This is a genomic window from Marisediminicola sp. LYQ85 (assembly GCF_046600695.1).
Classification (GTDB): Bacteria; Actinomycetota; Actinomycetes; order Actinomycetales; family Microbacteriaceae; genus Marisediminicola.
The window spans coordinates 475,083-499,796 of the sequence record NZ_JBKIWO010000001.1 but is presented as its reverse complement, the minus strand read 5'-3'; the positions used below and the strand labels follow the sequence as shown (position 1 = coordinate 499,796).

At 68.6% G+C, this 24,714-nt stretch carries 25 protein-coding genes; 4 read left to right on the top strand and 21 right to left on the bottom strand.

From position 1 onward, the window contains the following. Positions 1 to 128 precede the first annotated feature (128 nt). From ACLHG5_RS02340 to thyX, 8 genes are all read right to left on the bottom strand, one after another. A complete protein-coding gene (locus ACLHG5_RS02340) occupies positions 129 to 350 on the bottom strand; it encodes a DUF3046 domain-containing protein (RefSeq protein ID WP_411317745.1) in 222 nt (73 codons plus the stop codon). A 96-nt stretch (positions 351 to 446) separates the two neighbouring features. Next, entirely contained in the window at positions 447 to 755 is a 309-nt protein-coding gene (locus tag ACLHG5_RS02335) for a helix-turn-helix domain-containing protein (protein WP_411315797.1), read from the bottom strand. A gap of 167 nt (positions 756 to 922) precedes the next feature. Further along, positions 923 to 1,474 carry a CinA family protein gene (locus tag ACLHG5_RS02330; RefSeq protein WP_411317744.1) on the bottom strand — a complete coding sequence of 184 codons (552 nt, stop codon included), beginning with the start codon at positions 1,472 to 1,474 and terminating at the stop codon, positions 923 to 925. Then, a complete protein-coding gene (gene pgsA, locus ACLHG5_RS02325; RefSeq protein WP_411315799.1) occupies positions 1,471 to 2,100 on the bottom strand; it encodes a CDP-diacylglycerol--glycerol-3-phosphate 3-phosphatidyltransferase in 630 nt (209 codons plus the stop codon). Before pgsA ends, ACLHG5_RS02330 begins: the two co-directional genes overlap by 4 nt. Before the next feature lie 4 nt (positions 2,101 to 2,104). After that, positions 2,105 to 4,963, bottom strand: coding sequence for a DNA translocase FtsK 4TM domain-containing protein (locus ACLHG5_RS02320; protein ID WP_411315800.1), 2,859 nt, complete (start codon positions 4,961 to 4,963; stop codon positions 2,105 to 2,107). Positions 4,964 to 5,030: 67 nt separating this feature from the next. Then, the gene (gene dapA, locus ACLHG5_RS02315) at positions 5,031 to 6,008 is read right to left on the bottom strand and encodes a 4-hydroxy-tetrahydrodipicolinate synthase (RefSeq protein WP_411315801.1); all 978 of its coding nucleotides are present in this window, start codon (positions 6,006 to 6,008) and stop codon (positions 5,031 to 5,033) included. 137 nt (positions 6,009 to 6,145) lie between these two features. Continuing rightward, positions 6,146 to 6,634, bottom strand: a complete 489-nt coding sequence (locus ACLHG5_RS02310; protein WP_411317743.1) for an endonuclease domain-containing protein — start codon at positions 6,632 to 6,634, stop codon at positions 6,146 to 6,148. Positions 6,635 to 6,886: 252 nt separating this feature from the next. After that, the gene (thyX, locus tag ACLHG5_RS02305; RefSeq protein WP_411316330.1) at positions 6,887 to 7,585 is read right to left on the bottom strand and encodes an FAD-dependent thymidylate synthase; all 699 of its coding nucleotides are present in this window, start codon (positions 7,583 to 7,585) and stop codon (positions 6,887 to 6,889) included. A 160-nt stretch (positions 7,586 to 7,745) separates the two neighbouring features. Here thyX and ACLHG5_RS02300 point away from each other — a divergent pair, with 160 nt between their 5' ends. Continuing rightward, entirely contained in the window at positions 7,746 to 8,672 is a 927-nt protein-coding gene (locus ACLHG5_RS02300; protein WP_411317742.1) for a TIGR01777 family oxidoreductase, read from the top strand. Between the two features lie 3 nt (positions 8,673 to 8,675). On the opposite strand, the gene ACLHG5_RS02295 is transcribed toward ACLHG5_RS02300, so the two are convergent. After that, the gene (locus ACLHG5_RS02295; RefSeq protein ID WP_411315804.1) at positions 8,676 to 9,092 is read right to left on the bottom strand and encodes a hypothetical protein; all 417 of its coding nucleotides are present in this window, start codon (positions 9,090 to 9,092) and stop codon (positions 8,676 to 8,678) included. Between the two features lie 23 nt (positions 9,093 to 9,115). Further along, entirely contained in the window at positions 9,116 to 9,856 is a 741-nt protein-coding gene (gene dapB / locus ACLHG5_RS02290; RefSeq protein ID WP_411315805.1) for a 4-hydroxy-tetrahydrodipicolinate reductase, read from the bottom strand. A gap of 61 nt (positions 9,857 to 9,917) precedes the next feature. Between dapB and ACLHG5_RS02285 the strand changes: the two genes are divergently transcribed. Next, a complete protein-coding gene (locus ACLHG5_RS02285) occupies positions 9,918 to 10,418 on the top strand; it encodes a GNAT family N-acetyltransferase (protein WP_411315806.1) in 501 nt (166 codons plus the stop codon). A gap of 48 nt (positions 10,419 to 10,466) precedes the next feature. Here the strand turns inward: ACLHG5_RS02285 and ACLHG5_RS02280 are convergent, their stop codons facing one another. Together ACLHG5_RS02280 and ACLHG5_RS02275 are read right to left on the bottom strand one after the other, a co-directional pair. Next, entirely contained in the window at positions 10,467 to 11,069 is a 603-nt protein-coding gene (locus ACLHG5_RS02280) for a histidine phosphatase family protein (protein WP_411315807.1), read from the bottom strand. A 6-nt stretch (positions 11,070 to 11,075) separates the two neighbouring features. Then, positions 11,076 to 12,422 (bottom strand): M16 family metallopeptidase, encoded by a 1,347-nt coding sequence (locus tag ACLHG5_RS02275; protein WP_411317741.1) that lies wholly within the window; start codon positions 12,420 to 12,422, stop codon positions 11,076 to 11,078. A 248-nt stretch (positions 12,423 to 12,670) separates the two neighbouring features. On the opposite strand from ACLHG5_RS02275, the gene ACLHG5_RS02270 reads away from it, so the two are divergent. After that, complete coding sequence (locus ACLHG5_RS02270) at positions 12,671 to 13,303, top strand: TetR/AcrR family transcriptional regulator (RefSeq protein WP_411315809.1); 633 nt, start codon at positions 12,671 to 12,673, stop codon at positions 13,301 to 13,303. Positions 13,304 to 13,346: 43 nt separating this feature from the next. On the opposite strand, the gene ACLHG5_RS02265 is transcribed toward ACLHG5_RS02270, so the two are convergent. Both ACLHG5_RS02265 and ACLHG5_RS02260 read right to left on the bottom strand, forming a co-directional pair. Beyond that, complete coding sequence (locus tag ACLHG5_RS02265) at positions 13,347 to 14,405, bottom strand: aldo/keto reductase (RefSeq protein WP_411315811.1); 1,059 nt, start codon at positions 14,403 to 14,405, stop codon at positions 13,347 to 13,349. Positions 14,406 to 14,553: 148 nt separating this feature from the next. Further along, a complete protein-coding gene (locus tag ACLHG5_RS02260; protein ID WP_411317740.1) occupies positions 14,554 to 15,558 on the bottom strand; it encodes an aldo/keto reductase in 1,005 nt (334 codons plus the stop codon). Between the two features lie 468 nt (positions 15,559 to 16,026). Here ACLHG5_RS02260 and ACLHG5_RS02255 point away from each other — a divergent pair, with 468 nt between their 5' ends. Next, positions 16,027 to 17,724 carry a long-chain-fatty-acid--CoA ligase gene (locus ACLHG5_RS02255; RefSeq protein WP_411317739.1) on the top strand — a complete coding sequence of 566 codons (1,698 nt, stop codon included), beginning with the start codon at positions 16,027 to 16,029 and terminating at the stop codon, positions 17,722 to 17,724. On the opposite strand, the gene ACLHG5_RS02250 is transcribed toward ACLHG5_RS02255, so the two are convergent. The 7 genes from ACLHG5_RS02250 to ACLHG5_RS02220 form a co-directional block, all read right to left on the bottom strand. After that, positions 17,725 to 18,456, bottom strand: a complete 732-nt coding sequence (locus ACLHG5_RS02250) for a glutamine amidotransferase (protein WP_411317738.1) — start codon at positions 18,454 to 18,456, stop codon at positions 17,725 to 17,727. Positions 18,457 to 18,699: 243 nt separating this feature from the next. Next, positions 18,700 to 20,973 carry a polyribonucleotide nucleotidyltransferase gene (locus tag ACLHG5_RS02245; RefSeq protein WP_411315817.1) on the bottom strand — a complete coding sequence of 758 codons (2,274 nt, stop codon included), beginning with the start codon at positions 20,971 to 20,973 and terminating at the stop codon, positions 18,700 to 18,702. A gap of 388 nt (positions 20,974 to 21,361) precedes the next feature. Continuing rightward, on the bottom strand, positions 21,362 to 22,135 hold the full coding sequence (locus ACLHG5_RS02240) for a fructosamine kinase family protein (RefSeq protein ID WP_411317737.1): 774 nt from the start codon (positions 22,133 to 22,135) through the stop codon (positions 21,362 to 21,364). Positions 22,136 to 22,149: 14 nt separating this feature from the next. After that, positions 22,150 to 22,641 (bottom strand): VanZ family protein, encoded by a 492-nt coding sequence (locus tag ACLHG5_RS02235; protein WP_411315820.1) that lies wholly within the window; start codon positions 22,639 to 22,641, stop codon positions 22,150 to 22,152. A 57-nt stretch (positions 22,642 to 22,698) separates the two neighbouring features. Then, positions 22,699 to 22,893 carry a hypothetical protein gene (locus tag ACLHG5_RS02230; RefSeq protein ID WP_411315821.1) on the bottom strand — a complete coding sequence of 65 codons (195 nt, stop codon included), beginning with the start codon at positions 22,891 to 22,893 and terminating at the stop codon, positions 22,699 to 22,701. Between the two features lie 84 nt (positions 22,894 to 22,977). Then, the gene (locus tag ACLHG5_RS02225) at positions 22,978 to 23,817 is read right to left on the bottom strand and encodes an aldo/keto reductase (protein WP_411318397.1); all 840 of its coding nucleotides are present in this window, start codon (positions 23,815 to 23,817) and stop codon (positions 22,978 to 22,980) included. Beyond that, a complete protein-coding gene (locus ACLHG5_RS02220; protein ID WP_411317736.1) occupies positions 23,817 to 24,647 on the bottom strand; it encodes an aldo/keto reductase in 831 nt (276 codons plus the stop codon). Before ACLHG5_RS02220 ends, ACLHG5_RS02225 begins: the two co-directional genes overlap by 1 nt. Positions 24,648 to 24,714: the final 67 nt, after the last annotated feature.

The window sequence follows — 24,714 nt, the reverse complement described above, 5'->3', positions numbered from 1 at the left end:
GCCGACGCACAGTGCACAACCCGTCTTCGACTGCGCCTGTTCAGGAGCCTATCGATATCCGAACGGATGTTCGAGAGCGCGCCGGTGTGTCGCGTGCCGGATAGCGGGGACGCGCGGATGCGTCGAGGTCAGCGCTGCGGCAACTGGCCGACGCCGTGCCAGCGGGACTTCGGGACATCGGATGCGCGGCACAGCGCGATCCACACCGCCCTCGTGTCTTCACCCGACGCGATCGCCTGCGCGGAGGTGCGGTCACCGAACTCGGTCAGAACGAGGTCACGCGTCACCATCTGGCCGTAGGGCTCGCCGAACTCGTCGCGAACCGCTTGCCAGAACTCACTCACGCGCATGCGACAACGCTAACAAGCGCGACGGTACGTCGGCTGCACCCACGAACGCGCGAACGCCCCGACCCGGAGGTCGAGGCGTTCGAGAAAACTCAGGTGTTACCGAACCGCGAGGTCGGCATCGAAATCTGCCACGAGGTCGTCGGGAACAGTGTCGGGGATGGGGTTCAGACCCTCCACGACAGCGAGCCGATCGCCGACCTCACGCATGATGACCGAAATGGGCGTCTCGAGCGCATCCGCCACCGACGCGAGGATCTCGGAGCTGGCCTCTTTCTGGCCCCGCTCCACCTCGCTGAGGTAGCCGAGCGCGACGCTCGCCTTGCTCGCGACCTGCCGGAGGGTGCGGCCCTTCTGCAGGCGGAAGTCCCGGAGCACATCTCCGATTTCTTGGCGAACCAATACCACTGTGGACCCTCCTCCTCATGACCGAACCACTCAATCTCAGATCGGATCGGGGGCTGTCGACCCCTGCTCCGGTCCGGAAACTCTAGCGAGACCAGTCTGTACCTTGCTTGTGAATCACTGGTCTGTAACCGGATGGAAACGGGAAACATTCCCGCACCCCGGCCGGTTCACAGCTCGGCCAGTCGCGACGCAAGCGATGTGAGTAGTTCGGAGACGACGCCCGAACGGACTGCTCCCCGGTCACCGGAGAGTTGGAGCGCGACGGCGCGGACATCGCCGCCCACAGCGATCCCGACGAAGACCGTTCCCGCGGGGTGCCCGTCGTGCGGTCCGGGACCCGCCACGCCCGTCGTCGAGATGCCGACATCGGCGGGAACCCCTCGCCGAGCGAGAACCGCGCGAACGTTCGCCGCCATCTGCATCGCGACGTCCGGGTGCACGGGGCCGTGGAGGGCGAGGAGATCGGCGGAGACGTCGAGAACCGAGTGCTTGATGTCGGTCGAGTAGGCCGTGACCGATCCGAGGAGCACCTCCGAGGCACCGGCGACCGACGCGAGTTCCGCGGTCACGAGCCCCGCCGTGAGAGATTCCGCGACGGCGATCGTGAGGTGTCTCTCAGCGAGTCGAGCAACGACGGTGTCGGCGATCCTCTCCCCGGGCGTCTCGGCGGGCACCCTGTCGAGGGCGCCCTCCGACGCGACGACGGAATCAGCGGTCACGACACCGCGGGAGCACGGTTGAAGCGATACGCCTTGTAGAGGTAGTCGAGCCCCGTCACGACCGTGACGACGAGGGCGAGAGCGAGGAGCCCTCCGGAGACCCACACGAACCACTCCCCCACGACACTCGCGATGGGGAAGAGGAAGGCGGAGAGCGACACCGATTGCAGGACGGTCTTGAGTTTGCCCCCGGCCGATGCGGGGATGACCCGCGACCGGAGAACGACGAAACGGAACACCGTGATGCCGAACTCGCGAACCAGAATCACGATGGTGACCCACCAGAACACCTCGTCGAGGATCGAGAGCGCCACGAGGGCACCGCCGATGAGCACCTTGTCGGCGATCGGGTCGAGGATCTTGCCGAGATCGGTGACGAGGTTCTGTCGACGCGCGAGAAAACCGTCGAGACTGTCGGTGAGGATCGCGACGACGAAGACCACGGCTGCGATCCAACGCGCGGCACCCATCTCGCCCGCATCCGCGAGCAGAAGCCACACGAAGGCCGGAGCCATGAAGATGCGCACCACGGTGATGATGTTCGCCACGTTGGCCGCGCTCGCCCGAGTCTCACCCGACCTGATCATCCGCCCGTGGAGCGCGTGCGAGGAGCCTGCTGCTGCCATGGCGCTACTCCCTGCCGGTCAGACCCCACGCGTCCTCGTCGGAAACGTCGACCTCATCGTAGCCGCTCGTCATCTCACCGACCGGGTCGCCGTGGTAGCGATCACTCGACTCGGAGCCCACGGGAACCGGCGCGACGGACCCGGCGGATGAGCTCGTCGCGCTCGCGGGCGCGGTGATGGGCGCATCCTCTCCGCGGAGTCTCGCGAGCACCCCCGGCAGCTGCTCGGCGGTCACGAGCACGTCTCGCGCCTTCGACCCTTCGGAGGGCCCGACGATCTCCCGCGACTCGAGAAGGTCCATGAGCCTGCCCGCTTTCGCGAAGCCGACGCGGAGCTTGCGCTGCAGCATCGAGGTCGAGCCGAACTGTGTGCTGACCACGAGTTCGGCCGCCGCGAGCAGCACCTCGAGGTCGTCGCCGATGTCACCGTCGACCTCTTTCTTCTCGGCGACAGCCGCGACGTCCTTGCGGTATTCGGGCTGAGCCTGCCTCGTGACGTGTTGCACGACGGCGTTGACCTCGCTCTCGGTCACCCACGCCCCCTGCACGCGGATGGCCTTCGAGGCACCCATGGGCAAGAAGAGGGCGTCGCCCTGGCCGATGAGCTTGTCGGCGCCGGGCTGGTCGAGGATCACTCGACTGTCGGTCATGCTGCTCACCGCGAACGCGAGCCTCGACGGCACGTTGGCCTTGATGAGCCCCGTCACGACGTCGACGCTCGGGCGCTGGGTCGCGAGCACGAGGTGGATTCCGGATGCTCGCGCGAGCTGGGTGATGCGCACGATCGAGTCTTCGACATCCCGCGGGGCCACCATCATGAGGTCGGCGAGCTCATCGACGACGACGAGGAGGTAGGGGTAGGGCTTGAGTTTGCGCTCGCTGCCGGCGGGCAACACGATCTCGTTCGCGAGCACCGCGCGGTTGAAGTCGTCGATGTGACGGAACCCGAAACTCTCGAGGTCGTCGTAGCGCATGTCCATCTCTTTGACGACCCAGCTGAGCGCCTCCGCGGCCTTCTTCGGGCTCGTGATGACGGGCGTGATGAGGTGCGGGATGCCCGCGTACGGCGTGAGCTCGACGCGCTTCGGGTCGATGAGCACCATGCGCACCTCGGCGGGCGTCGCGCGCATGAGGAGCGACGTGATCATCGAGTTCACGAAGCTCGACTTGCCCGACCCCGTCGAACCCGCGACGAGCAAGTGGGGCATCTTGGCGAGGTTCGCCACGACGAAACCCCCCTCAACGTCTTTTCCGAGCCCCATCGTGAGCGGGTGGGCACTGCTCGTGCTCGCCTTCGACCGCAGCACGTCGCCGAGCGACACGATCTCGCGGTCGGTGTTGGGGATCTCGACGCCGATCGCGCTGCGCCCGGGGATCGGCGAGAGGATGCGCACCTCGTTGCTCGCGACCGCGTAGCTCAGGTTCTTGCTCAGCGCGGTGACCCGCTCGACCTTCACCCCGGGTCCGAGCTCGATCTCGTAGCGCGTGACCGTCGGACCGCGACTGAACCCCGTGACCTTCGCGTCGACCGAGAACTGCTTGAGCACCTCGGTGATCGCACGGACGATGACGTCGTTCGCCTCCGAGCGGGACTTCGCGGGCGTGCCCATCGCGAGCGCGGCGATGCCGGGGAGGCGGTAGGGAGCCGACGGGCCGTCGCCGGCCACGGCATCCGTCGGCTCGACGAAACCGTCGGAACCGGGCGCGAACCCGGGGAGCTCGGTCGGCGTCGCCGTGCGGTCGGCATCGTCACGGATACCCGTCGGGTGCGCGTCGATCTCGCCACTGAACCTCTTGACCGCCGACTCCGCTTTGGCGAGCTCGTCGAGGAGCGCGGCATCCGCCCGAGCCTTCACCGCCGACGCCTGCGCGGTCGGCGCTGCTGTGGCCGGCGTCACGACCTCCTCGAGCTTGGTGCGGTCGATGACCTCGGTCTCATCGCGATCGCGGACGATCACGGGGCTGTCGAAAGCCGGATCCTCTTCGCGCTGGGTCTTGTTGCGTCGCCACCACGGGAGCTCGGCGGGGTCGACGTCGTCGAGCTCGAGATCGTCGATGCCCCCGAGGCTCGCGCGCTCCTTCTCCGCCTTCTTCGCCGCACGCTGCTCGTCGTCGGGCAGCTGTGCGCCGAAGAGGTAGGCGTAGAGCTCGAGGAGCCTCGCCCCGAGCCTGTTCGGCGGCGTCTTCGTGATGATGAAGAGCGAGAGAGTGAGCAGGAGGATGATGACGGCCATCGCGCCCGGCACGGTGATGACGGCGATGAGCGGGGCAGCGAGCACCCACCCGAGCACCCCTCCCGCCGTCGCGAGACCCGGCATCCCGCTCGACGGCGCCGGTTGCCCGCCCGCGATGTGGCACAGCGCGCTGATGCTCGTGAGCAGCACGGCGAGGCCGATGCCGATGCGCCCGTTGTCGTGCACCGACGCGGGGTGGCGGAAGAGCCACACGGCGAAGAGCACCATGACGACGGGCAGCGCGAACGCGACCCGGCCGAACAGACCGCCGAAGGTGTAGGCGTCGAGGGCGACCGCGACGGGGTCGGTGGGGTTGAACCACTCCACCGCGGCGCCCGCCACGGCGAGGAGCACGAGGAAGAAGGGCACGCCGTCACGGCGCTCCTCCTTTGCGAGAGTCTCTTTGCCGAGCACTCGCGCGGCCCCGCCGACGATGTGCGCGAGCCCCAGCCACGCCGAGGCGAGCAGGCCGGGCTTGTCCGGCTCGAACGCGGGGGCCTTCGTCGCGGGGAGTTTGCGCGTGGAGCCGCGGCCCGACGCGGGCAGCACCTCGGTCTTCGCCGTCGCGGCGCCTCGTTTCGCGCCGGAACGCGGTTTGGCGCGGGGGGTCGACCGGGTGCTCGTAGCCATGCGACCACGCTATCCCGGGGTCAGACGTGAGCCCGGAGCGACACCCGTGAGACCGGGCGTCAGGGCCTCAGCGCGTCGTGCCGGCGATCTTCGGGAGCGCCCCACCCGCGGCCGCGTTGCGGTCGGGGCGGAAGTTGCTGAGGTCGAGGCCGGGGATCGCGCCCACGAGGGCGATCTCGTCCTCGATCTGCGCCGCCTCGAAGTCTTCGGGCCCCACGAGGGGCAGTCGAACGCGCGGACTCGAGATGCGGCCGAGCCCGTGCAGGATGTACTTCGCCGCGACCGTGCCGGGCACGTGAGTCATGACCGCGCGAACGAGAGGCTCGAGGGCCTGGTGCGCAGCCGTGGCGGCGGTCAGGTCGCCCGCGTTCACGGCGTCGACGATCACGCGGTAGGGCGCCGCCGCGATGTTCGCCGTCACCCCGATGAGACCCGAGGCCCCGATCGACAGGTGCGGGAGCACGTTGGCGTCGTCGCCCGAGAAATAGAGCAGGTCGGTCTGGTTCAGCACGCGACTGACCTCGCTGAAATCACCCTTCGCATCTTTGATGGCGCGGATGTTGGGGTGCTTCGCCGCCCGCAGAATCGTCTCGTAGCGGATGGGAACGCCCGTGCGCCCGGGGATGTCGTACAGGATGACGGGGAGGTCGGCGGCATCCGCGATCATCCGGAAGTGGGTGAGGATTCCCGACTGCGTGGGCTTGTTGTAGTACGGCGTGACGATCATGTTCGCGTCGGCGCCGGCCTTCTCGCTCTGGCGCGCGAGCTGCATCGCGTGAGCGGTCTCATTCGAGCCACCACCCGTGATGATCTTGGCGCGGCCATCGGCGACCGACTTGCCGACCTCCACGAGGCGGATCTTCTCGGGGTCGGTGAGGGTCGACGTCTCCCCCGTCGTGCCCGTGACGACGATGCCGTCGGCCCCCGCGCTGATGACGTCGTCGATGTGCTTCTCGACTCCGGGCCAATCGACTTCACCGTCGGCCGTGAACGGCGTGACGAGGGCGACGAGCACTTGGCCGAAGGGGTTCTCACGATGTGACACGCCTCCAGGGTATCGGGTGCGGGCTGGGCGGGCGCGGGCGCTCCGGCGCTCGGGCGCTCGGAGCGCGAGTGCGGGCCAGGAGTAGGAGTTGCGGTCGACACGCCGCGCCGGCGTGCCCGACCAGCGCGTGTCGCGCTTCACGTCCTCCTCGCAGCACGCGGGGAGGCTCCGCGCGCCACGTGCTCGCCCCGCGCGACGACGGCCAGCACCGCGGACTCGACGGACCCCCGGTCGTTGAGCACGTGCGAATAGTCGAACCGAAGCGCGACGAATCCGAGCCCCGCGGCCACCGCGTCCCGGCCGAGGTCGCGAAGCCTCTGTTCACGGCTGCCGTGGTGCGCGTCACTGTCGATCTCGACGATCAGTCGGTCGCCGATGACGAAGTCGACCCGACCGACACCCGGGACGGTGACCTGCGGCCGTGCATCGACGCCGAGCAGCGCCATCCCGAATCGGAACAGCGACTCGCTGCCGGACTCGGCATCGGATCTGAGCTCGCGCGCGATCGATCGCCACTCCGTCGAAACACGCAGTGCCGTGGCCGAGACGTCGTCGCGCGACGCGTGCGTGCGGTGGAGCGCCGACTCGAGCACCGCGACCGCCAGGTCTCGAGGAACGCACCGCATGACGTCGGCGAGCGCCTCGCGCCAGGGCGCGCATCCGTCGGTCCCGGCGAGGGGCGATCGCTCGTCCAGTGCACGACGAGCTCTCGCGCACCGGTATCGAGCGGCCCACCCGTGACCGGATCACGCACGTGACGATCGGTCGGCTGCAGCCGCAGTGGAGGCTCACTCGCCTGCGCGTCGCTCGGAGACTCCTACCCGCCGCACATCCGGCCGGAGTGGACGAGCTGCGCCAGGCACCCCCGCCGAGCCGGCCTACGGGGCGACGCGGCCGTTCTCGTTGAAGGTCTCGTAGGTGAGCGGCATGAGCTCGGCGAACGACTGCTCCATGTGCTCGGCGACCATCTCGATCTCGCGCTGCGGAAAAGACGGGAAGTGCGTCCCCTCGCGCTTGGTGCGCAGCGAGAGGAAGTTCATGAGCGAGCGGGCGTTCATCGTCACGTACATCGACGAGAAGATGTTGAGCGGGAGCACGATGCGCGCGACCTCGCGAGCGACCCCGGCGTCGAGCATCCGCTGGTACGACGCGAAAGCCTCGGTCGACATGCGGCGGGTCTCCGCCTCGACGAGCGCGGTCTGCTCGGGGGTGCCGGGCAGGAACTCGTAAGCCCCCGCCTTGCCGACCTGCACGAGATTGCGGTCGGCGCCGGGCACGTAGAAGACGGGGCCGAGCTCGCGGTAACGACCCGACTCCTCGTTGTACGACGCGATGCGGTGGCGCATGAACTCGCGGAACACGAAGATCGGCGCCTGCACGTAGAACGTCATCGAGTTGTGCTCGAAAGGCGAACCGTGGCGGTCGCGCATGAGGTAGTTGATGAGGCCCTTGCTGCGGGACGTGTCGACGTGGTCGTCACGCGCGGCGTCGAGGGTCTTCTCCCCCTGGGTCGACACGCGAGCGGCGAAGAGCACGTCGGCGTCGCTCGCGTTCGAGCGGACGAGCTCGACCGTCATGTCGGAACGGAACACCATCTCGGGCGACTTCTTCTCGGGCGACTTCTTCTCAGGCTCAGGCACGACATCACGATACCGGCGACGGATGACTCGTGCGCCCCGCCCTCGCCGGCCCGCCCAGCCTCGAACCCTAAGCTGAAGTCCCAACGAAGGGCACGACATGACCGCGACCACACCAGCGTCGAACAGCGCCCCGCTCACGATCCTCGTGGCGGGCGCATCCGGACTCATCGGCACCGAGCTCGTCACCCAGTTGCGGGCCGACGGCTACGAGGTGCGCACGCTCGTGCGTCGCGAGGCGACAGCCCCGGGCGAGTTCACGTGGTCACCGCGCGCGGGCACGATCGCCCCGGGCGCCCTCGACTCCGTCGACGCGGTCATCAGCCTCTCGGGCGCCTCCCTCGGGCGCATCCCCTGGACGCGGGACTATCGCGCAGCCATCCTCGAATCCCGAGTACTCACGACCTCCACCCTCGCGACCGCGATAGCCCGGTCGACGCAACCTCCGTCGGTGTTCCTCTCGGCGTCGGCCGTGGGCATCTACGGCGATCGCCCCGGTGAGCTGCTCACCGAGGAGTCGACCCGTGGCCGCGGTTTTCTCGCGGACGTCGTGGAGCAGTGGGAGTCCGCGGCGCAGATCGCGGCGGCCGCGACTCGCGTGGTGACCTTCCGCACCGGTTTCGTCATCGGCGACGGCGGGGGCATGAAACCCCTCCTGCTCCTCACGAAGTTCGGTCTCGGGTCTCGCATCGCGTCGGGCGCGCAGAATCTGCCGTGGATCAGCCTCCACGACGAAGCCGCAGCCATCCGACACCTGCTCACCTCGGAGATCGAGGGGGCGGTCAACCTCGTGGGTCCCGTGCCGTCGACGTTCGAGATGATGACGCGCGCACTCGCCCGGCGGTTGCGCCGGCCGCACCTCTTCGTGCTCCCCCGCTTCGTGATCTCGACCGTCATGGGCGAGGCCGGGCGCCAGCTCCTTCTCGTGAGTCAACGGGCCGTGCCCCAGAGACTCACCGACGACGGCTTCGTGTTCCGTCACCAGACCGTCGCGGCGGCCATCGACGCCCTCGTGTCGAAGAGGTAGCGGCTAGCGTGACGAGCGCTCGACGGCGATCGCGCGTCGGATGGCCCCGCGGGCACGGCGGCGATCACCGCACGCGTCGTAGGAGAGTCCGAGCCTGAACCACGTCATCCAGTCATCCGGTGCCGCCTCGACCGCTGCCTTGTAGCGCGGGAACTCCGCCTCGGCCGCGCTCCGAACGGGCCGACCGCTCGGCCGACGGGGCACGTCGGCCGCCGGGATGTCGCCTTCCGCGTCGACGAGCGACCCGAGACGCTGACTGCGGATGCCGAAGAGTATCTCGGCGACGAGGGCCCACGCACCGAGGAGGGGCAGCACGAGCAGCGCGACCCCGATCCCCCGAGACACGGGTTCGTCGACGATGAGCAACCGCACCGCGAGTTGCGCGACGACGACGAGGTAGAGCCCGAGGAGAGCGGTCATGACGACCGCTCCGGCGAGACCTCTCACGGCGCCGGGTTGAGGTCGATGAGTTTGTCGAGCCCGACGGTCACGCCGCGCGCGGTGCGCGCGGCACGCAGTGCGAGGAGGATCCCCGCCTCGTAGGAACTCGGGGCGAGGGTCTCGTGCCGGAGCGTCAGCACTTCGCCGTTCCCCCCGAAAATCACGTCTTGCCGAGCGACGACGCCGTGCATGCGCAAGCTGTGGATGGGAATGCTCGACACCTGCTGGCCTCGGGCGCGCTGATCGGTGTGCGGCGCGGCGACGGGGCCGAGCTCTGCCCGCGACATGCCCATGAGCTCGGCGGTGCGCACGGCCGTGCCCGACGGCGAGTCGATCTTGGACGAGTGGTGGCCCTCGACGATCTCGATGGAGTCGTAGAAGCGCGCCGCCATGGTCGCGAAGGTCGTCGCGAGCACCGAGCCGATCGAGAAGTTGGGGATGATGACGACACCGACCGCGAGCGTGCCGGTGATGCGGTTCTCGAGGGAGACGATCCGCTCGCTCGTCCACCCGCTCGTGCCGACGAGCACGTTGATGCCGTGGGCGACCGCGAACTCGACGACACCCGGGCTCACCCCGGGGAGGGTCACGTCGACCGCGACGTCCGCCCCGAGCATGTCGGTCAGTTCGGCCTGGGAATCGAGTTCGGCGACGAGTTCGAAGTCGTCCGCCGAGCGCACGATCTGCGAGACGAGTTGGCCGAGTTTGCCTGTCGCGCCGACGACGGCGACTTTCGTTGTCATCCGGTCAATCTACCGGGCGGTGCTCGACGTCGACGGAGAGCGAGCACCCTAGGGTTGGAGGATGGTCAGTTTCCGCACCGCATCGGTGGCAGATGACGCGGCCCTCGCGTTGCTCACCGAGTATTTCTCGAGCAGAGCCGAGTCGTTCCCCGCCGATCTCGGAACGTACAACACCGTGTTCCCGTCGCCAGACGATTTCACTCCCCCGCACGGCGTGTTCCTCATCGTCGAGGGTGAGGACCTCGCGGGCGAGGCTGCGGATGTCGGGTGCGGAGGCATCCGTCTGCTGCAGCACGGTGCCGGGGTGACGCGCTTCGAGGTCAAGCACCTGTGGGTTCAACCGCACGTGCGCGGGCGGGGCGTGGGCCGGCTCCTGCTCGACGAGCTCGAGGCGCGCGCGCGGGCCTTCGGGGCGAGCGAGATCGTGCTCGACACGAACGCCACGCTGCAGGCCGCGGGAGGTCTCTATCGCAGCAACGGCTACGTCGAGATCGCGGCGTACAACGACAACTCGAACGCGACCCACTGGTTCGCGAAGAACCTCACGACCGAACTCGAGTGACCCGACGTCGCACGTGCGATGGGCGCGGGCGATCAGGGAGGACGGGGATCAGAGGGACTGCGCGACGGGCAGGCCCGTGCGCATCTCGGCCGGCAAGTGGGCGAGGTCGTTGTGCGTGATGAGCTCGGGTGACTTCACCGACCGCACGCGGATGATCGTGAGCCCGCCGTTGGCCTGATTGGTTCCCATCCACCGCCACGCGGGGGCCTCGAACACCTCGCGCACGAACCACGCGATGACGAAATTGTGGGTGATGAGGAGGTCGTGGCGGTCTTCGCGCGACGGCGCGAGCCATTCGAGCGCGGCATCCGCCATTTGAGCTTGGCCCGCTTCGATCTGCGCCTCGGTCACCGAACCGAAGAACGGTTTGAAGGCGCTCGGCATGTCGGGCGTGGGCCCCGAGGGGATGCAGTCGAAGAGGAGCGCCGAGGGCTGGACGTCGAGGCTCGGAAGCGTCGATTGGAAGATCTGCGCGGTCTCGGTCGCCCCGTCGAGCGGCGAGTGCCACGCGCCCGTGAAGGGAACGCCGCTCAAGCGCTGCGCTATCGCCTTCGCCTGGCGTTTGCCCCGCTCCGAGAGGGGACCGTCCGGCAGCCCGTGCTCGGCATCCTGCTGTTCACCGTGGCGGACGAGGTAGAGGAAGTGCGGCATCGGGGGTCACTCCCTCTCGGCGAAGCGATCGAGTGACGCCGCATCGATCGTGCCGACCGCGGCGACCGAGAGGGGTCGCGAGGCCAGATCGGCTGCGAGGCTCGCGACAGAGTCCGTCGTGACGAGGGAGAGTCGACGCAGCGACTCATCGAGGTCGACGAACTCCCCGAGCGTGATCTCGGCACGCCCGAGCCGCGACATCCTCGTGTCGCTGTCTTCGAGGGCGAGAGCGGATGCCCCGCTCAATTGACCGACGGCCCGGTCGAGTTCGTCGCGGGAGATGCCTCCGCTCGCGAGCGTCTCGAGTTCGGTCATGACGATGTCGGAGACCTCTTCGAGCTTCGTCGGTGCGCAACCCGCGTAGATGCCGAAGAGTCCGGTATCGGAGTAGCTCGGTGAGAACGAGTAGACGGAGTAGGCGAGACCGCGCTTCTCGCGGACCTCCTGGAAGAGCCGCGACGACATGCCGCCCCCGAATGCGGAATTGAGAACGGCCATCGTCGAGCGGTCGGGGTGGGCCGAGGGCAGACCGACGACACCGAAGAGCACGTTCGCCTGCTCGACCGGTCGATCGACGATGACGAGCGGACTGCCCCGCTCGACCCGCTCGGCTCCCGCGGCGCGTCGCTCGACGGGAGCAGCCTCGAGAGTGAGCGACCACCCCGCCGAGGTGAGAGCCGACTCGACTCCGCGCACGAGCTCGTCGTGGTCGACGGCACCGGCGACGGTGATGACGAGGTCTTCCGCGCGATAGTTGGCGCGATAGTGCTCCCAGACCGCGTCTCTCGTCGCCTCTTCGATCGTGTCGGGAGTGCCGCCGATGGGGCGCCCGAGGGGGTGCTCGCCGAAGACCGCCTCGAACAATCGCTCGCTCGCGACATCCGCGGGGTCGTCGTCTGCCATGGCGAGCTCTTCGAGGATGACGCCGCGCTCGGTCTCGAACTCGTCGCGGTCGAGAACCGACGACGTCAGCATGTCGCCGATGACCTCGACGGCCATGGGGAGGTCGCGATCCTGGACCTTGGCGTAGTAGCAGGTGTATTCCTTGCCGGTCATCGCGTTGTGCTCGCCGCCGACCGCGTCGAAGCTCACCGCGATGTCGAGCGCGGAGCGGCTCGTCGTGCCTTTGAAGAGCAAGTGCTCGAGGAAGTGCGTCGATCCAAATGTCGCGGGCTCTTCGTCTCGCGAACCGACGGCGACCCAGAATCCGATCGTGGCGCTCCGCGCGCCGGGAACACGCTCACTCACGATTCGGACACCGCTCGGGAGCACGGTGCGGCGCACGAGGGCGTCTCCCGAGGCGGTGAAAGACAGGTCGGCGAGGCCGAGGGGGAATTGCACTGCGCCGTTCATCGGTCCGAGCCTACGGGAGGCGACCGACTCGCACCCGGTCCGCCTGATCGAGCCGTGAGAAAAAGAAGGGGACAAACAGAGTTGTCTGTCCCGTTTTATGCTAACGTATCCATCGCACCACCCGCCCCCCGACGTGGTGCGCAGCACCACCGCGAACGTGTTCGCAAACACCGGTCCCCGTTCCCCCGCGGGGCCCGGTGTGCTTCCTCAAGGCTGTTTGAGGACAACCTGTTTGAGGGAGCCACGCTGTGCCGGTCGTCGATTCGAATCCGACCGCGCAGCGTGCCCTCGACGGGACGGCCCCCGCAGACGCTCTCAATGTGCCGCACGGGCCGGGAGCCAAAAAACGAATCCTCGACACCGCGGACCGACTCTTCTACAGCGAGGGCATCCGCGCCGTCGGTATCGACAGGCTCATCAGCGAGTCCGCTGTCACGAAGGCGACGTTCTACAAGCACTACGGCTCGAAAGACACCGTCATCGCCGAATACCTCAGGGGGCGCCACGAGCGCATCCGCGAGACGGCGGCCTCTCTCCAGGCGATGCCTCCGGTCGAGCGCATCCGGGCCATCGCCGCGATGATCTCGACGCAGATCGGATCCCCGGATTTTCGGGGCTGCAGCTTTCTCAACGCGGCCGCCGAGTTTCCGGATCCCTCATCGACCGTGCGCCGGATCATCGAAGACCATCGCGATTGGTACAGCACCACACTCACCGACCTCGTTCGCGACGCCGGCCATCCGCTCCCCGGGGATGCCGCCGACGAACTGCTGCTCGCACGCGACGGCGCGATGAGCGGGGGCTACGCGGGAGACGCGATCGCCGCGTCGGCCGCCCTCGTTCGCAACGTCGAGCGCGTGCTCGCCGACATCCCCGACTGACCCGTCGCAACCGCGGGATCGCTCCGCGGGGTTCGGCGACCGGCTACCTCGACGCTCCGTCGAGCAGCGCCACCTGGTGGCGCGTGAGCTGCACGGACGATGCCGCCATGAGATCGGCGATCTGATCGGGGCTGCTCGCGCTCGCGACCGGTGCGACGACGAGGGGTTTGCTGAGCAACCACGCGATCGCGATGGTCGCCGCGGCGACGTGATGCTCGCGCGCGACCGCCTCGAGTGCCGCGACTGTTCTCAGCCCCCGCTTGCTCAGATACCTCGAGATGTCTCCCTGCCGGCGTGATCGCGCCACGTCGCCCCGCGTGCGGTATTTGCCCGAGAGGAAGCCGCTCGCGAGGGCGAATCTCGGCATGACGCCGAGACCCAGGTGCCCCGCGAGTCTCGCGACGGTGCCCTCGTAGTCGGATCGGTGCAGGAGGTTGTACCTCGTCTGCACGGCGGCGACGGGGGCGACTCCCATCTGGGCCGTGATGACCCGCGCCTCGATGAGCCTGTTGCTCGAGTGGTCGGACAGCCCGAAGTGCCGCACTTTGCCCGCCGTGACGAGCGCGTCGACGGCGAGGAGGGTCTCCTCGAACGCGACCGTACTGTCGTCGGTGTGCAGGTAGAGGAGGTCGATGTGGTCGCACCGCAGTCGTTCGAGGGACGCCGTGACCGATCGGGTGATCGCCTCTTGCGTCACACCGGGATTGTCGGCGCTCTTGCCGACCTTGGTCGCCAGGACGATGTCGTCGCGATTGCGCCGACGTCGCATCCAGTTGCCGATCATGATCTCGCTGCGACCCGCGGCGTAGGAGTCGGCCGTGTCGATGAAGTTGCCGCCGAAATCGCGGTAGGCGTCGAGGATGCCTCCCGTGGATTCGTCGTCGGCCGTCCAGCCGAACACGTTGCCGCTCAGGGCGAGGGGATAGACGACGAGGTCGGTCGACCCGATGGTGCGACGCCGGAGAACGATGGGACCGGTCGCAGGAGGAGGACCGGGCGTCGGGATGACGGTGCGCGCCGCGATCACCGCGCGGTCACGGAGCCCGGCATCCGCCGCGCGACGGCGCGCGAGCGGGAGGGCCGGGGGCGGTGCGTTGGTCATTCCGGGTTCCTGAGCTCGATGTTCGGGTGAAGGCACCGCGCCGGCGGCCCTATTGTGGTCGACATTACGGGAGCGGCAGGGCCGCGCTCGGCAGGAGGCTCAATCGTTATGCGCGTGTCGACCGAACCGTTCGCGGCCCGGCCGATGGTCAGGCCGAGGCGCGATCGAGGCGACGTCGGTGGTGTCTCGTGAGGTCGACGGCGAGGGCGGATACGTGGCCATCGAGTTGAGCGAGATCCTTGGCTCTCACGACGGCGAACGTCATGTCCGCTGCCCCCACGACCCACGCGAGCGCGACGGCTCCCGCAGTCGTTCCGAGCTCGTCGGCGATCGACTCGACCTCCGAGAGCACCCTCTTGCCCTTGCGCCCGACGTGGTCGAGCGCGCCGACGAACATGGGCGAGTCGGGGAGGTCGGTGCGCGAACGGTACGCCCCCGTGAGGAAGCCGCCGGCGAGCGGCAGTCGCGCGAAACTGTCGAGAGCCCTGTCGCGCACGAGGGGTGCGAGGTGTGACTCGAACGGCTCGCGGCGCACGAGGCTGTATTCGCTGAACACCGCCTCGAACCCCGCGAGACCCGCGGCGCGCAGAGCGCCGTCGATCCGGTCGAATCGGGCGTCCGAGAGCGATGACGCCGAGAACCGGCCGACACGACCCTTCGACGCGAGCACGTGGGCGGCGTCGACGAGGTCGTCGACCGTGATGCCCGGAAGGTCTCCGTCGAACGACAGCACGTCGATCCGGTCGGTGCGCAAACGCACGAGACTCGCGTCGACGGCCGCGAGCAGGCTCGGCGCGTCGGTGACGGGGTAGTCCGGATGCTTGCCGACCTTCGTTGCGACCACGATCGACGAGCGGTCGGCGACAGTGTCGATCCAGTGCCCGATCATGATCTCGCTGCGGCCGCCCGCATAGTGGTCGGCCGTGCTCACGATGGAGCCGCCGGCTCGGGCGAATCCGTCGAGGACCTCTCCGGTCTGCTCGGCACCGGCGACCCAGCCGAAGATGCTCCCGTCGAGTGCGAGTGGGTAGCGCCCGGCGCGGCGCGACGGAGTCGTCGAGCCGCGCGTGAGGTCTCGCGTCGCCGCGTCGGTGAGGGGCGCGATCGTCGTCGCGCGCGTGGGCTCGGCAGGCGCCGAAGGGATGGTCGTCATGCCGGTCTCCGATTTTCTCTTCGAACACTACGTACCGCAGATACAGCCCTGATAGGCATTGACACGGGGTCTACCGAGGCACAGTGATCCGAGTGATCAGACGCGAGCGTGAGCCCCGGGATCGCTCGCATACATCGTCAGCACGATCACGGCCGCAGCGGCCGAGATCAGGGCAGCGTGCACCCCGCGATCGACCGACCGCCGCACGCGCCCGTGCCCGCGGTGCCGAGCGCGCGTCGACCGACGCATCCGGTGTGCCCTGTGTCGCGCCATCCGTCGTCCCCCGTCGTCTGTCCACCGCCATTGGTTCCTCGAAGTGTGACGCTCGACCAGAGGATGAGAGTTGCGACACGCCTATCGCCCGCGGAATCCCGCCCGCGCCCGCACGCGCGTGTATGCGTCGGGCAACATATGGCCGGGTCTTCTTCACGGCCGAACCCGCACCGCGAGGCGGTAACGTCTTGACCCATGACCGCGCCGACCGCCACTCCCTGGACCTCGCAGTATGCCGACGGCGTGCCGCACCACATCGCCCCCGTCACCGAGACCCTCGTCGACGTCATCACCGACTCGACCACGCGCTACGCGAAGCGGCCGGCGCTCGAGTTCTTCGGTGCCGAGACGAGCTACGGTGAACTCGGCGAGCAGATCTCGCGAGCGGCAGAAGGCCTCCGCCGCGTCGGCGTGACCGCGGGAGACCGCGTCGCCCTCGTGCTGCCCAATTGCCCCCAGCACATCGTCGCGTTCTACGCGGTGCTGAGGCTCGGGGCCGTCGTCGTCGAGCACAACCCGCTCTACACCGATCGCGAGATGCGTCACCAGTTCGAAGACCACGGGGCGAAGATCGTGATCGCGTGGGACAAGGTCGCGGCTCGCCTGCAGACGCTCCCCGCCGACATCGCCTTCGACACCGTGATTTCGGTGGACCTCACGAGGTCGATGCCGTTCTCGATGCGCCTCAAGTTGCGTCTCCCCGTTCCGAAGGCTCGCGAGGCGCGATCCGCACTGACCGGCGCCGCCAAGGGGACGACCTCGTGGGAGACCCTCACGAGCGCACGCCAGCTGTCGAAGCGCCACCCCCGCCCCGCCGTCGACGACCTCGCGGTGCTGCAGTACACGAGTGGAACCACCGGGCACCCCAAGGGCGCCATGCTCACGCACGCCAACCTCGTGGCCAACGCCGCGCAGGGCCGGGCCTGGGTTCCGGGGCTCACCCCCGGCGAGGAGACGGTCTACGCCGTGCTCCCCATGTTCCACGCGTACGGCCTCACCCTGTGCGTCACCTTCGCCATGAGCATCGGTGCGAGGCTCGTGCTGTTCCCCCGCTTCGACGTGGACCTCGTTCTCACGGCGGCACGCAAGCATCCGCCGACGTTCCTGCCCGCGGTGCCGCCGATCTACGAGAGGCTCGCGGCAGCGGCGACAGAGAAGAAGGTCGACCTGCGCAGCGTGCGATTCTCGATCTCCGGTGCGATGACACTTCCCGTGACGACCGTCGACACCTGGGAGGCCGTCACCGGCGGCTACCTTGTGGAGGGATACGGCCTCACCGAGACCTCGCCCGTGGCCCTCGGCAACCCGATCGGCCCGACGAGGCGCCCCGGCACCGTGGGTGTGCCGTTTCCGAGCACGCTCATGCGCGTCGTCGACCCCGAGTCGCCGACCGATGATGTCACCCCGGGCGAGAAGGGCGAACTACTCCTCAAGGGTCCGCAGGTGTTCCAGGGATACTGGCGCCGGCCCGACGAGACCGGCGAGGTGCTTCTGCCCGGAGGCTGGTTCCGCACGGGCGACATCGTGACGGTCGACGGTGACGGCTTCGTCACGATCGTCGACCGCATCAAAGAACTCATCATCACGGGAGGCTTCAACGTCTCGCCGTCGGAGGTCGAGAGCACCGTGCGTCAAGCCCCGGGCGTGCGCGACGCCGCGGTCGTGGGCATCCCCCGTCCCGACGGGAGCGAGGATGTCGTCGCCGCCGTCGTGCTCGACGGCTCGAGCCCGCTCGACGAGAGTGCCGTTCGCGACCACTGCCGCGAGCACCTCGCGGCATACAAGGTTCCGAAGCGCGTCGTCGAACTCGACGAGTTGCCCACCTCGCTCATCGGCAAGGTGCTGCGCAAGAAGGTGCGCGACGGCCTCATCGACAGCGGCGCCGCGAGCTGATCAGCGGGCGTATCGCTCGACGAACGAGCGGACCAGACCGCTCGGACCGTCGAACGGCGCACTCTCGATCGACTGGATGAGATCGTCCATCTCGTCGGGGGCGAAGTAGCCGTAGTCGCGGTATACGCGGATGCGCTCGACGATGCCCGTGACGGTCAGTTCCGGATGGAACTGGGTCGCGTAGACGTTGCTCTTGATCCGGAACGCCTGGATCGGGCACGCCGTTCCCGTCGCGAGGAGCGTCGCTCCCGCCGGCAGCACCGCGCACGCCTCCTTGTGCCCGACGAACGCGTCGAACTGCGACCCGAGGCCGTCGAAGATGCCGTCGTCGAGACCGTCGGGGGTCACGGTCACGCGCGTGGGACCGACGGGCTCGGGCCACTGCCGGTCGACGGTGCCGTTCTGGTGCGTGCCGAGCAGACCGACGCCGTAGCAGGCCCCGAGGAAGGGGAAGTCGGTCGCCACGACGGTGTCGAGGAGCGCGTCGAGTTCGCGCTCGACGCGGCGCTGCACGGCGCTCTTCGACTCGACCGGGTCGCTCGCGTTGAACGGGCTCCCCCCGACGACGATCCCCGAATAGTCGTCGAGGTCGAGGTCGGGCAGCGGCTGTGACTCGAGGCGCACCCTCACGAGTTCGGGTGGCTCGAGGCCTCCCGCCTCGAGGAAGGCGGCGTATTCACCGTCGGCAGCGGCATCCTCGGCGCGAGTCGCGAGCAGCAGGAACGGTTTCACCGATTCAGGGTATCCCGGGCGCGCTGTGACTCCGGACGCAGAAGAGCCCGCCCCACCGAAGTGGAACGGGCTCATGCGCGGTCAATCCGGTCCGGACGCAGAAGAGCCCGCCCCACCGAAGTGGAACGGGCTCATGCGCGGTCAATCCGGTCCGGACGCAGAAGAGCCCGCCCCACCGAAGTGGGACGGGCTCTTCCGTCTTACCGGAGCGCTGGCGAGCGGCCTCCGGCAGACCTGTGCGCTCTAGCTCTCCGACGAACCTGCGTCGGATGCCACGGGGGCGCCGTCGGTGTCGTCACCGGCGTTCTCCTCCATGACGGGAGCGAGCGAGAGCTTTCCGCGGTCGTCGACCTTGGTGATCTCGACCTGGATCTTCTGGCCGACACCGAGCACGTCTTCGACGTTCTCGACGCGCTTGCCACCGGCGAGTTTGCGCACCTCGCTGATGTGGAGCAGGCCGTCCTTGCCCGGGGTGAGCGACACGAACGCACCGAACGGCGCGATCTTGACGACGGTTCCGAGGAACCTCTCGCCGACCTCGGGGTTGAGCGGGTTCGCGATCGCGTTGACGGCGGCGCGAGCGGCGTCGGCCGACGGTCCGTCGACGGCACCGATGTAGACGGTTCCGTCGTCTTCGATCGAGATGTCGGCTCCCGTGTCGTCCTGGATCTGGTTGATCGTCTTGCCCTTGGGGCCGATGAGCTCACCGATCTTGTCGACGGGGATCTGCACCGAGATCACGCGGGGCGCGGTCGGGGCCATCTCGTCTGGAGCGTCGATCGCCGCGTTGAGCACCGCGAGGATGGCCGTGCGGGCCTCTTTCGCTTGCTTGAGCGCACCGTCGAGCACGGCCGAGGGGATGCCGTCGAGCTTCGTGTCGAGCTGGATGGCCGTGACGAACTCCGACGTGCCGGCGACCTTGAAGTCCATGTCACCGAGGGCGTCTTCCGCACCGAGGATGTCGGTGAGAGCCGCGTAGCGCGTCTGCCCGTCGACGACGTCGGTCACGAGACCCATCGCGATTCCGGCGACCGGGGCGCGCAGCGGCACACCGGCGTTGAGGAGCGAGAGGGTCGACGCGCACACGGAGCCCATCGACGTCGATCCGTTGGAGCCGAGAGCCTCGGAGACCTGGCGGATGGCGTACGGGAACTCTTGGCGGTCGGGGAGAACCGGAACGAGGGCGCGCTCGGCGAGGAAGCCGTGCCCGATCTCGCGACGCTTCGGGCTGCCCACACGACCGGTCTCACCCGTCGAGTACGGCGGGAAGTTGTAGTGGTGCATGTAGCGCTTCTTGGTGACCGGCGCGAGGCTGTCGATCTGCTGCTCCATTTTGAGCATGTTGAGCGTCGTGACACCCAGGATCTGGGTCTCCCCGCGCTGGAAGATCGCCGAACCGTGAACGCGGGGGATGACCTGCACCTCGGCGTCGAGCGGTCGGATGTCGGCGAGGCCGCGGCCGTCCATGCGCACACCTTCGGTGAGGATGCGTCCGCGCACGACGGTCTTGGTGACCGACTTGTAGGCCGCGCTCACCATCGGGGGGATGTCTCCCCCGAGCTGACCCGCTTCGACCTTCTCGAGGATCTGCGCCTTGACGCGCTCCTTGAGGGCGTCGTCGGCGTTCTGGCGCTCGGTCTTGGCGGCGATCTGGTAGATACCCACGAGCTCGTCGTAGGCGAGCTCGGCGACCGCGTCGTAGGCGGCCTGCGTGTAGGGCAGGAAGACCGGGTAGTCGGCGACGGGCTTGGCCGACTGGGCCGCCATCTCCGACTGGGCCTTGATGAGCTGCGTGAGGAACGGCTTCGACGCCTCGAGTCCCTGAGCCACGATGGCTTCGTCGGGCTTCGTCGCTCCACCCTGGATGAGACCCCAGGCGTGCTCGGTCGCTTCGGCCTCGACCATCATGATCGCGACATCCTCGTTGCCCTGGTCGTCGGTGACGAGTCGGCCGGCGACCGTGAGGTCGAAGACGGCACGCTCGAGCTGCTCGAACGTCGGGAAGGCGACCCACTGGCCGTCGATGAGGGCGAGGCGGATGCCACCGATCGGGCCGCTGAACGGGAGACCCGAGATCTGCGTCGACGCCGATGCGGCGTTGATCGCGAGGGCGTCGTAGAACTCACCGGGAGCGATGCTCAGAACGGTGATGACGATCTGGACCTCGTTGCGGAGGCCGTCGACGAACGACGGGCGCAGCGGCCGGTCGATGAGACGGCACACGAGGATCGCCTCGGTCGAGGGACGACCTTCGCGGCGGAAGAACGATCCGGGGATCTTGCCTGCCGCGTAGGAGCGCTCTTCGACGTCGACCGTGAGCGGGAAGAAGTCGAAGTTGTCTTTCGGGTGCTTGCCGGCGCTCGTGGCGCTCAGCAGCATGGTGTCTTCGTCGAGGTACGCGGCGACCGCGCCCTGCGACTGCTGTGCGAGGCGACCGGTCTCGAACCGGACCGTCCTCGTGCCGAACTTGCCGTTGTCGAGAACGGCTTCGGCGAACTTGATTTCTGGACCCTCCATAGGGTTTTTCTCCTCTTTTTTGGCTGAGCCAATCTCCGCCCGGCCACTCGCGCTGGTCGCGAGCGGCACCGGGACGCACCGCTATCCCGTGTGGATGCGGCGGTGCAGGAGCAGGAGCGGGTTCGATGGCACGGTGCCCGCGGGGCGGACTCGTGCACGTGCGGCGACCCGAAGTGGTGCGCATGTCTGGCCAACAGTAGAAAGTCACTGGTCCGGAGGCCGCTCGGCCTCACCCAGTAATTCACCACCGATGACCAGCGTCTTGCCGGCCTGCTCCGTGCGTCTCCGACCCGGCCTGGCCGCGTCGGAAGCTGTTGAGTTGTGCGATCACCTCGCGGTGACCACTCGAAAGACTACCAGCAGGGCGTGTCGCCCCGTCGGGCGCGACTCACCCTGCCGAGTCGAGCACTCTCCGCGCCGCGCTCACGAGGGCGACGCCGTAGTGCTCGCCGTGGCCGGCGGCGTGCACGGCGAGCGGATGCAGTTGGTGCAGCGGAACGCGCTCGCGCCACCCCTCCCGGAGCGGCGCCTCGGCGTCATACCCCTCGATGATCGTCTCGAGGAACGGGCAACCGAAGAGGGCGAGCATCGCGAGGTCGGTCTCTCGATGGCCTCCGTGCGCTGCCGGGTCGATGAGCACGACGCCGTCGGCAGCCCACAGCACGTTGCCGCTCCAGAGGTCGCCGTGGAGCCGGGCCGGTGACTCGGTGACGTCGTCGAAGCGGCCGTCGGCGACGATGTCGCACGCGGCCCGCACGACGCGCTCGCCCTCGGCGTCGAGCGACCCCGCCGCGCGAGCGATCGACAGGAACGGCAGAACCCGATCCCGGGCGTAGAACCCGCCCCACGAGGCATCCGCGGCACTCGGCATCGCTCGCCGACCGATGTAGAGAGAGCCCGGATAGCCCGCCGGAGCCGCGCCGTAGGCGGGAGCCCCGGATGCGTGCGTGCGCGCGAGCGCGGCACCGAACCGCCGCGCGGCCTCGGCGGTCGGTCGCGTCTCGACGATGCGGTCGAGCTCGATGCTCTCTCGCGAGACCTCGACGACTCCGACGACGCGAGCGCCGGGAGCCTCGGCGAGCCACGCGAGCCCGGCCGCTTCGGCGGCGAAGAAGTCGTCGGGGGCGCCGGGGCGCCGCTTGACGAAGGTCGAGTCGGTCACGTCGCGCGCCGGTGTCAGACGCGCGATCGAGCGCGGGTCTCGGGGCGGGCGGCCGCGCGTGCGGCGAGGCGCCCCGCCTCGGCCCGTCGCGCCCGCCGAGCGGCCGGAGTCGTGACGATGAGTACGAAGACGACGCCGACGACGGTGCCCGCGGAGTTCGCGATGATGTCGCTCACGTCGGACACCCTCGTCGGGAGGAACATCTGAACGAACTCGATAGAGCAGGTCAGGAGCACCCCCGCGGCGATCGCGAGGAGCCACAGGCGGCGCCCGAACAGGAGCAGGAAGAACATGCCGATGGGGATGAACATGCCCACGTTGGCCGTGAACTCGACGCGCTGGTAGGTGATCCAGTCGGTCTCCTCGTAGCGCGAGAAGACGGCGAGCGCGCGCCACAGGAGCGAGCTGTTGCCCGCGTCGAGGGGCTGCGGGCCGAGAGTCATCCACGCGACGAACCCGAGATACGCGAACGTCGCGAGGCTGAGGAGTGGGTGGCGGCGGAACATCCGATCAGCCTGGCAGGGCTATCTGTGGATGCGGTCCGCGCGACACACCCCGTGTCGTCATCGGTCGCCGCGGCTCCGGGTGAAGAGACGGCGCAGGATGATCGCGGCGATCCCGACGACGATGACGAGCACGACGACACGCACGAGGAAGAAGACGACGCCGAACACGGCGTCGAGGACGAACCACACGAGGAGAGCGAGCACGACGAGGCCGATCACTCCCCCGAGGGACCACTTCGTCGACGGGTTCATCGCGAACCGCCGATCGTCATCGCGGCGAATCCGGTGGAGGCGGAGCGTGTCACTGTCATCCGTCGATTCTGCCAGCACTCCCCGTCAGAACTCGTGATGACGGTCGGGGTTGCTCCACCACAACCGCCTGCCGGTCTCGAGCGCGGAGATCGCAGCGACCTCGTCGTCGTCGAGCGAGAAGGCGAAGAGGTCGAGGTTCTCCCTCTGCCGCTGCGGATTGCGCGACTTCGGGATCACGACGCTCCCGAGCTCGTGATGCCAACGCAGGACGGTCTGGGTGGGGGTCACCCCGTGCCGGGCGGCGATGTCGGTGATCACCGGATGATCGCGGAGCACGCGCCCTCGTCCGAGCGGGCTCCAACTCTCGGTGACGATGCCGTGCGCCGCGTGGTATTCCCGCTGGCCCCGCTGGGGCAGGTGCGGGTGCAGCTCGACCTGGTTGACCGCGGGCACCACACCGGTCTCGCGCTCGAGTCGGTCGAGGTGCGTCGGGGTGAAGTTGCTGACCCCGATCGACCGGATGAGGCCCTCGTCGCGCATCGCGATCATCGAGCGCCACGTCTCGACGTACCGGTCGATCCTCGGAAGAGGCCAGTGGATGAGGTAGAGGTCGATGCGGTCGAGGCCCAGGTTGGCGAGCGAGAGCTCGAGGCCGCGTCTCGCGGCATCCGCCCCGTGGTGTCGTCCGCGGAGCTTCGTCGTGACGACGACCTCGTCGCGAGGCACAACGGATGCGGCGAGCGCCTCCCCCACCTCGCGCTCGTTGCGGTAGCGCAGGGCGGTGTCGAGCAATCGGTAGCCGCCGCGCAGTGCCGAGACGATCGCCTGCACCCCCGCGTCGCGGCGCATGCCCGCCGTGCCGAGGCCGACGGCGGGAATGCGGTGCCCGTCGTTGAGTTCGAGGCTCGGGACCGGTGTCGAGATCAGAACTCCTCGTGGGTGTCGGGATCGCCGTCCCAGAGGCGGCCGGATTCGAACCCCGAGATCGTCGCCATCTGCCTGTCGTCGAGCTCGAACGAGAAGACGTCGACATTCTCGCGCTGCCGCGCGGCGTCGCCCGACTTCGGGATGGGCACGGCTCCGAGCTGGATGTGCCAGCGCAGCACGACGCGCGTGGGCGTGACCCCGAGTACGTCGGCAATCGCGACGACGGCGGGCTCGGCCGTGAGCTCCTTGCGCCGCGCGAGCGGACTCCAGCTCTCCGTCACGATGCCGTGCTCGGCGTGGAACGCCCGGAGGTCGGCTTGCCCGAAACGCGGGTGAAGCTCGACCTGGTTGACGGCGGGGGTCACTCCCGTCTCCCCGACGATGCGTTCGAGGTGTGCCGGCGTGAAATTGCTCACCCCGATCGACCGCGCGAGCCCCTGCTCGCGCAACTCGACCATCGCGCGCCAGGAGTCGACGAACCTGTCGACGCTCGGGTTCGGCCAGTGGATGAGGTAGAGGTCGACGTAGTCGAGGCCCAGGTTGGCGCGCGACTCCTCGAAGCCCGCGAGGGTCTCGTCGAACCCGTGGTGGCGGCCCGGCAGTTTGGTCGTCACGAAGAGTTCGCCGCGATCGACGCTCGCGCGGCGCACCGCCTCGCCCACCTCGCGCTCGTTCTCGTAGTTGAGGGCCGTGTCGAGCAGGCGATAGCCCGACTCGATCGCCGAGACGACCGCCGCCGTGCCGTCGTCACCGCGCAGACCGTAGGTTCCGAGACCGATCGCGGGGATGGCGCGGCCGTCGTTGAGGTCGATCGTGGGTGCAGTCATCCCCCCAGCATGCCCCCAATGTCGCTCCGGCGCGGGGGCTGACCCGCTGCGGGGGTGAAGTGCGACA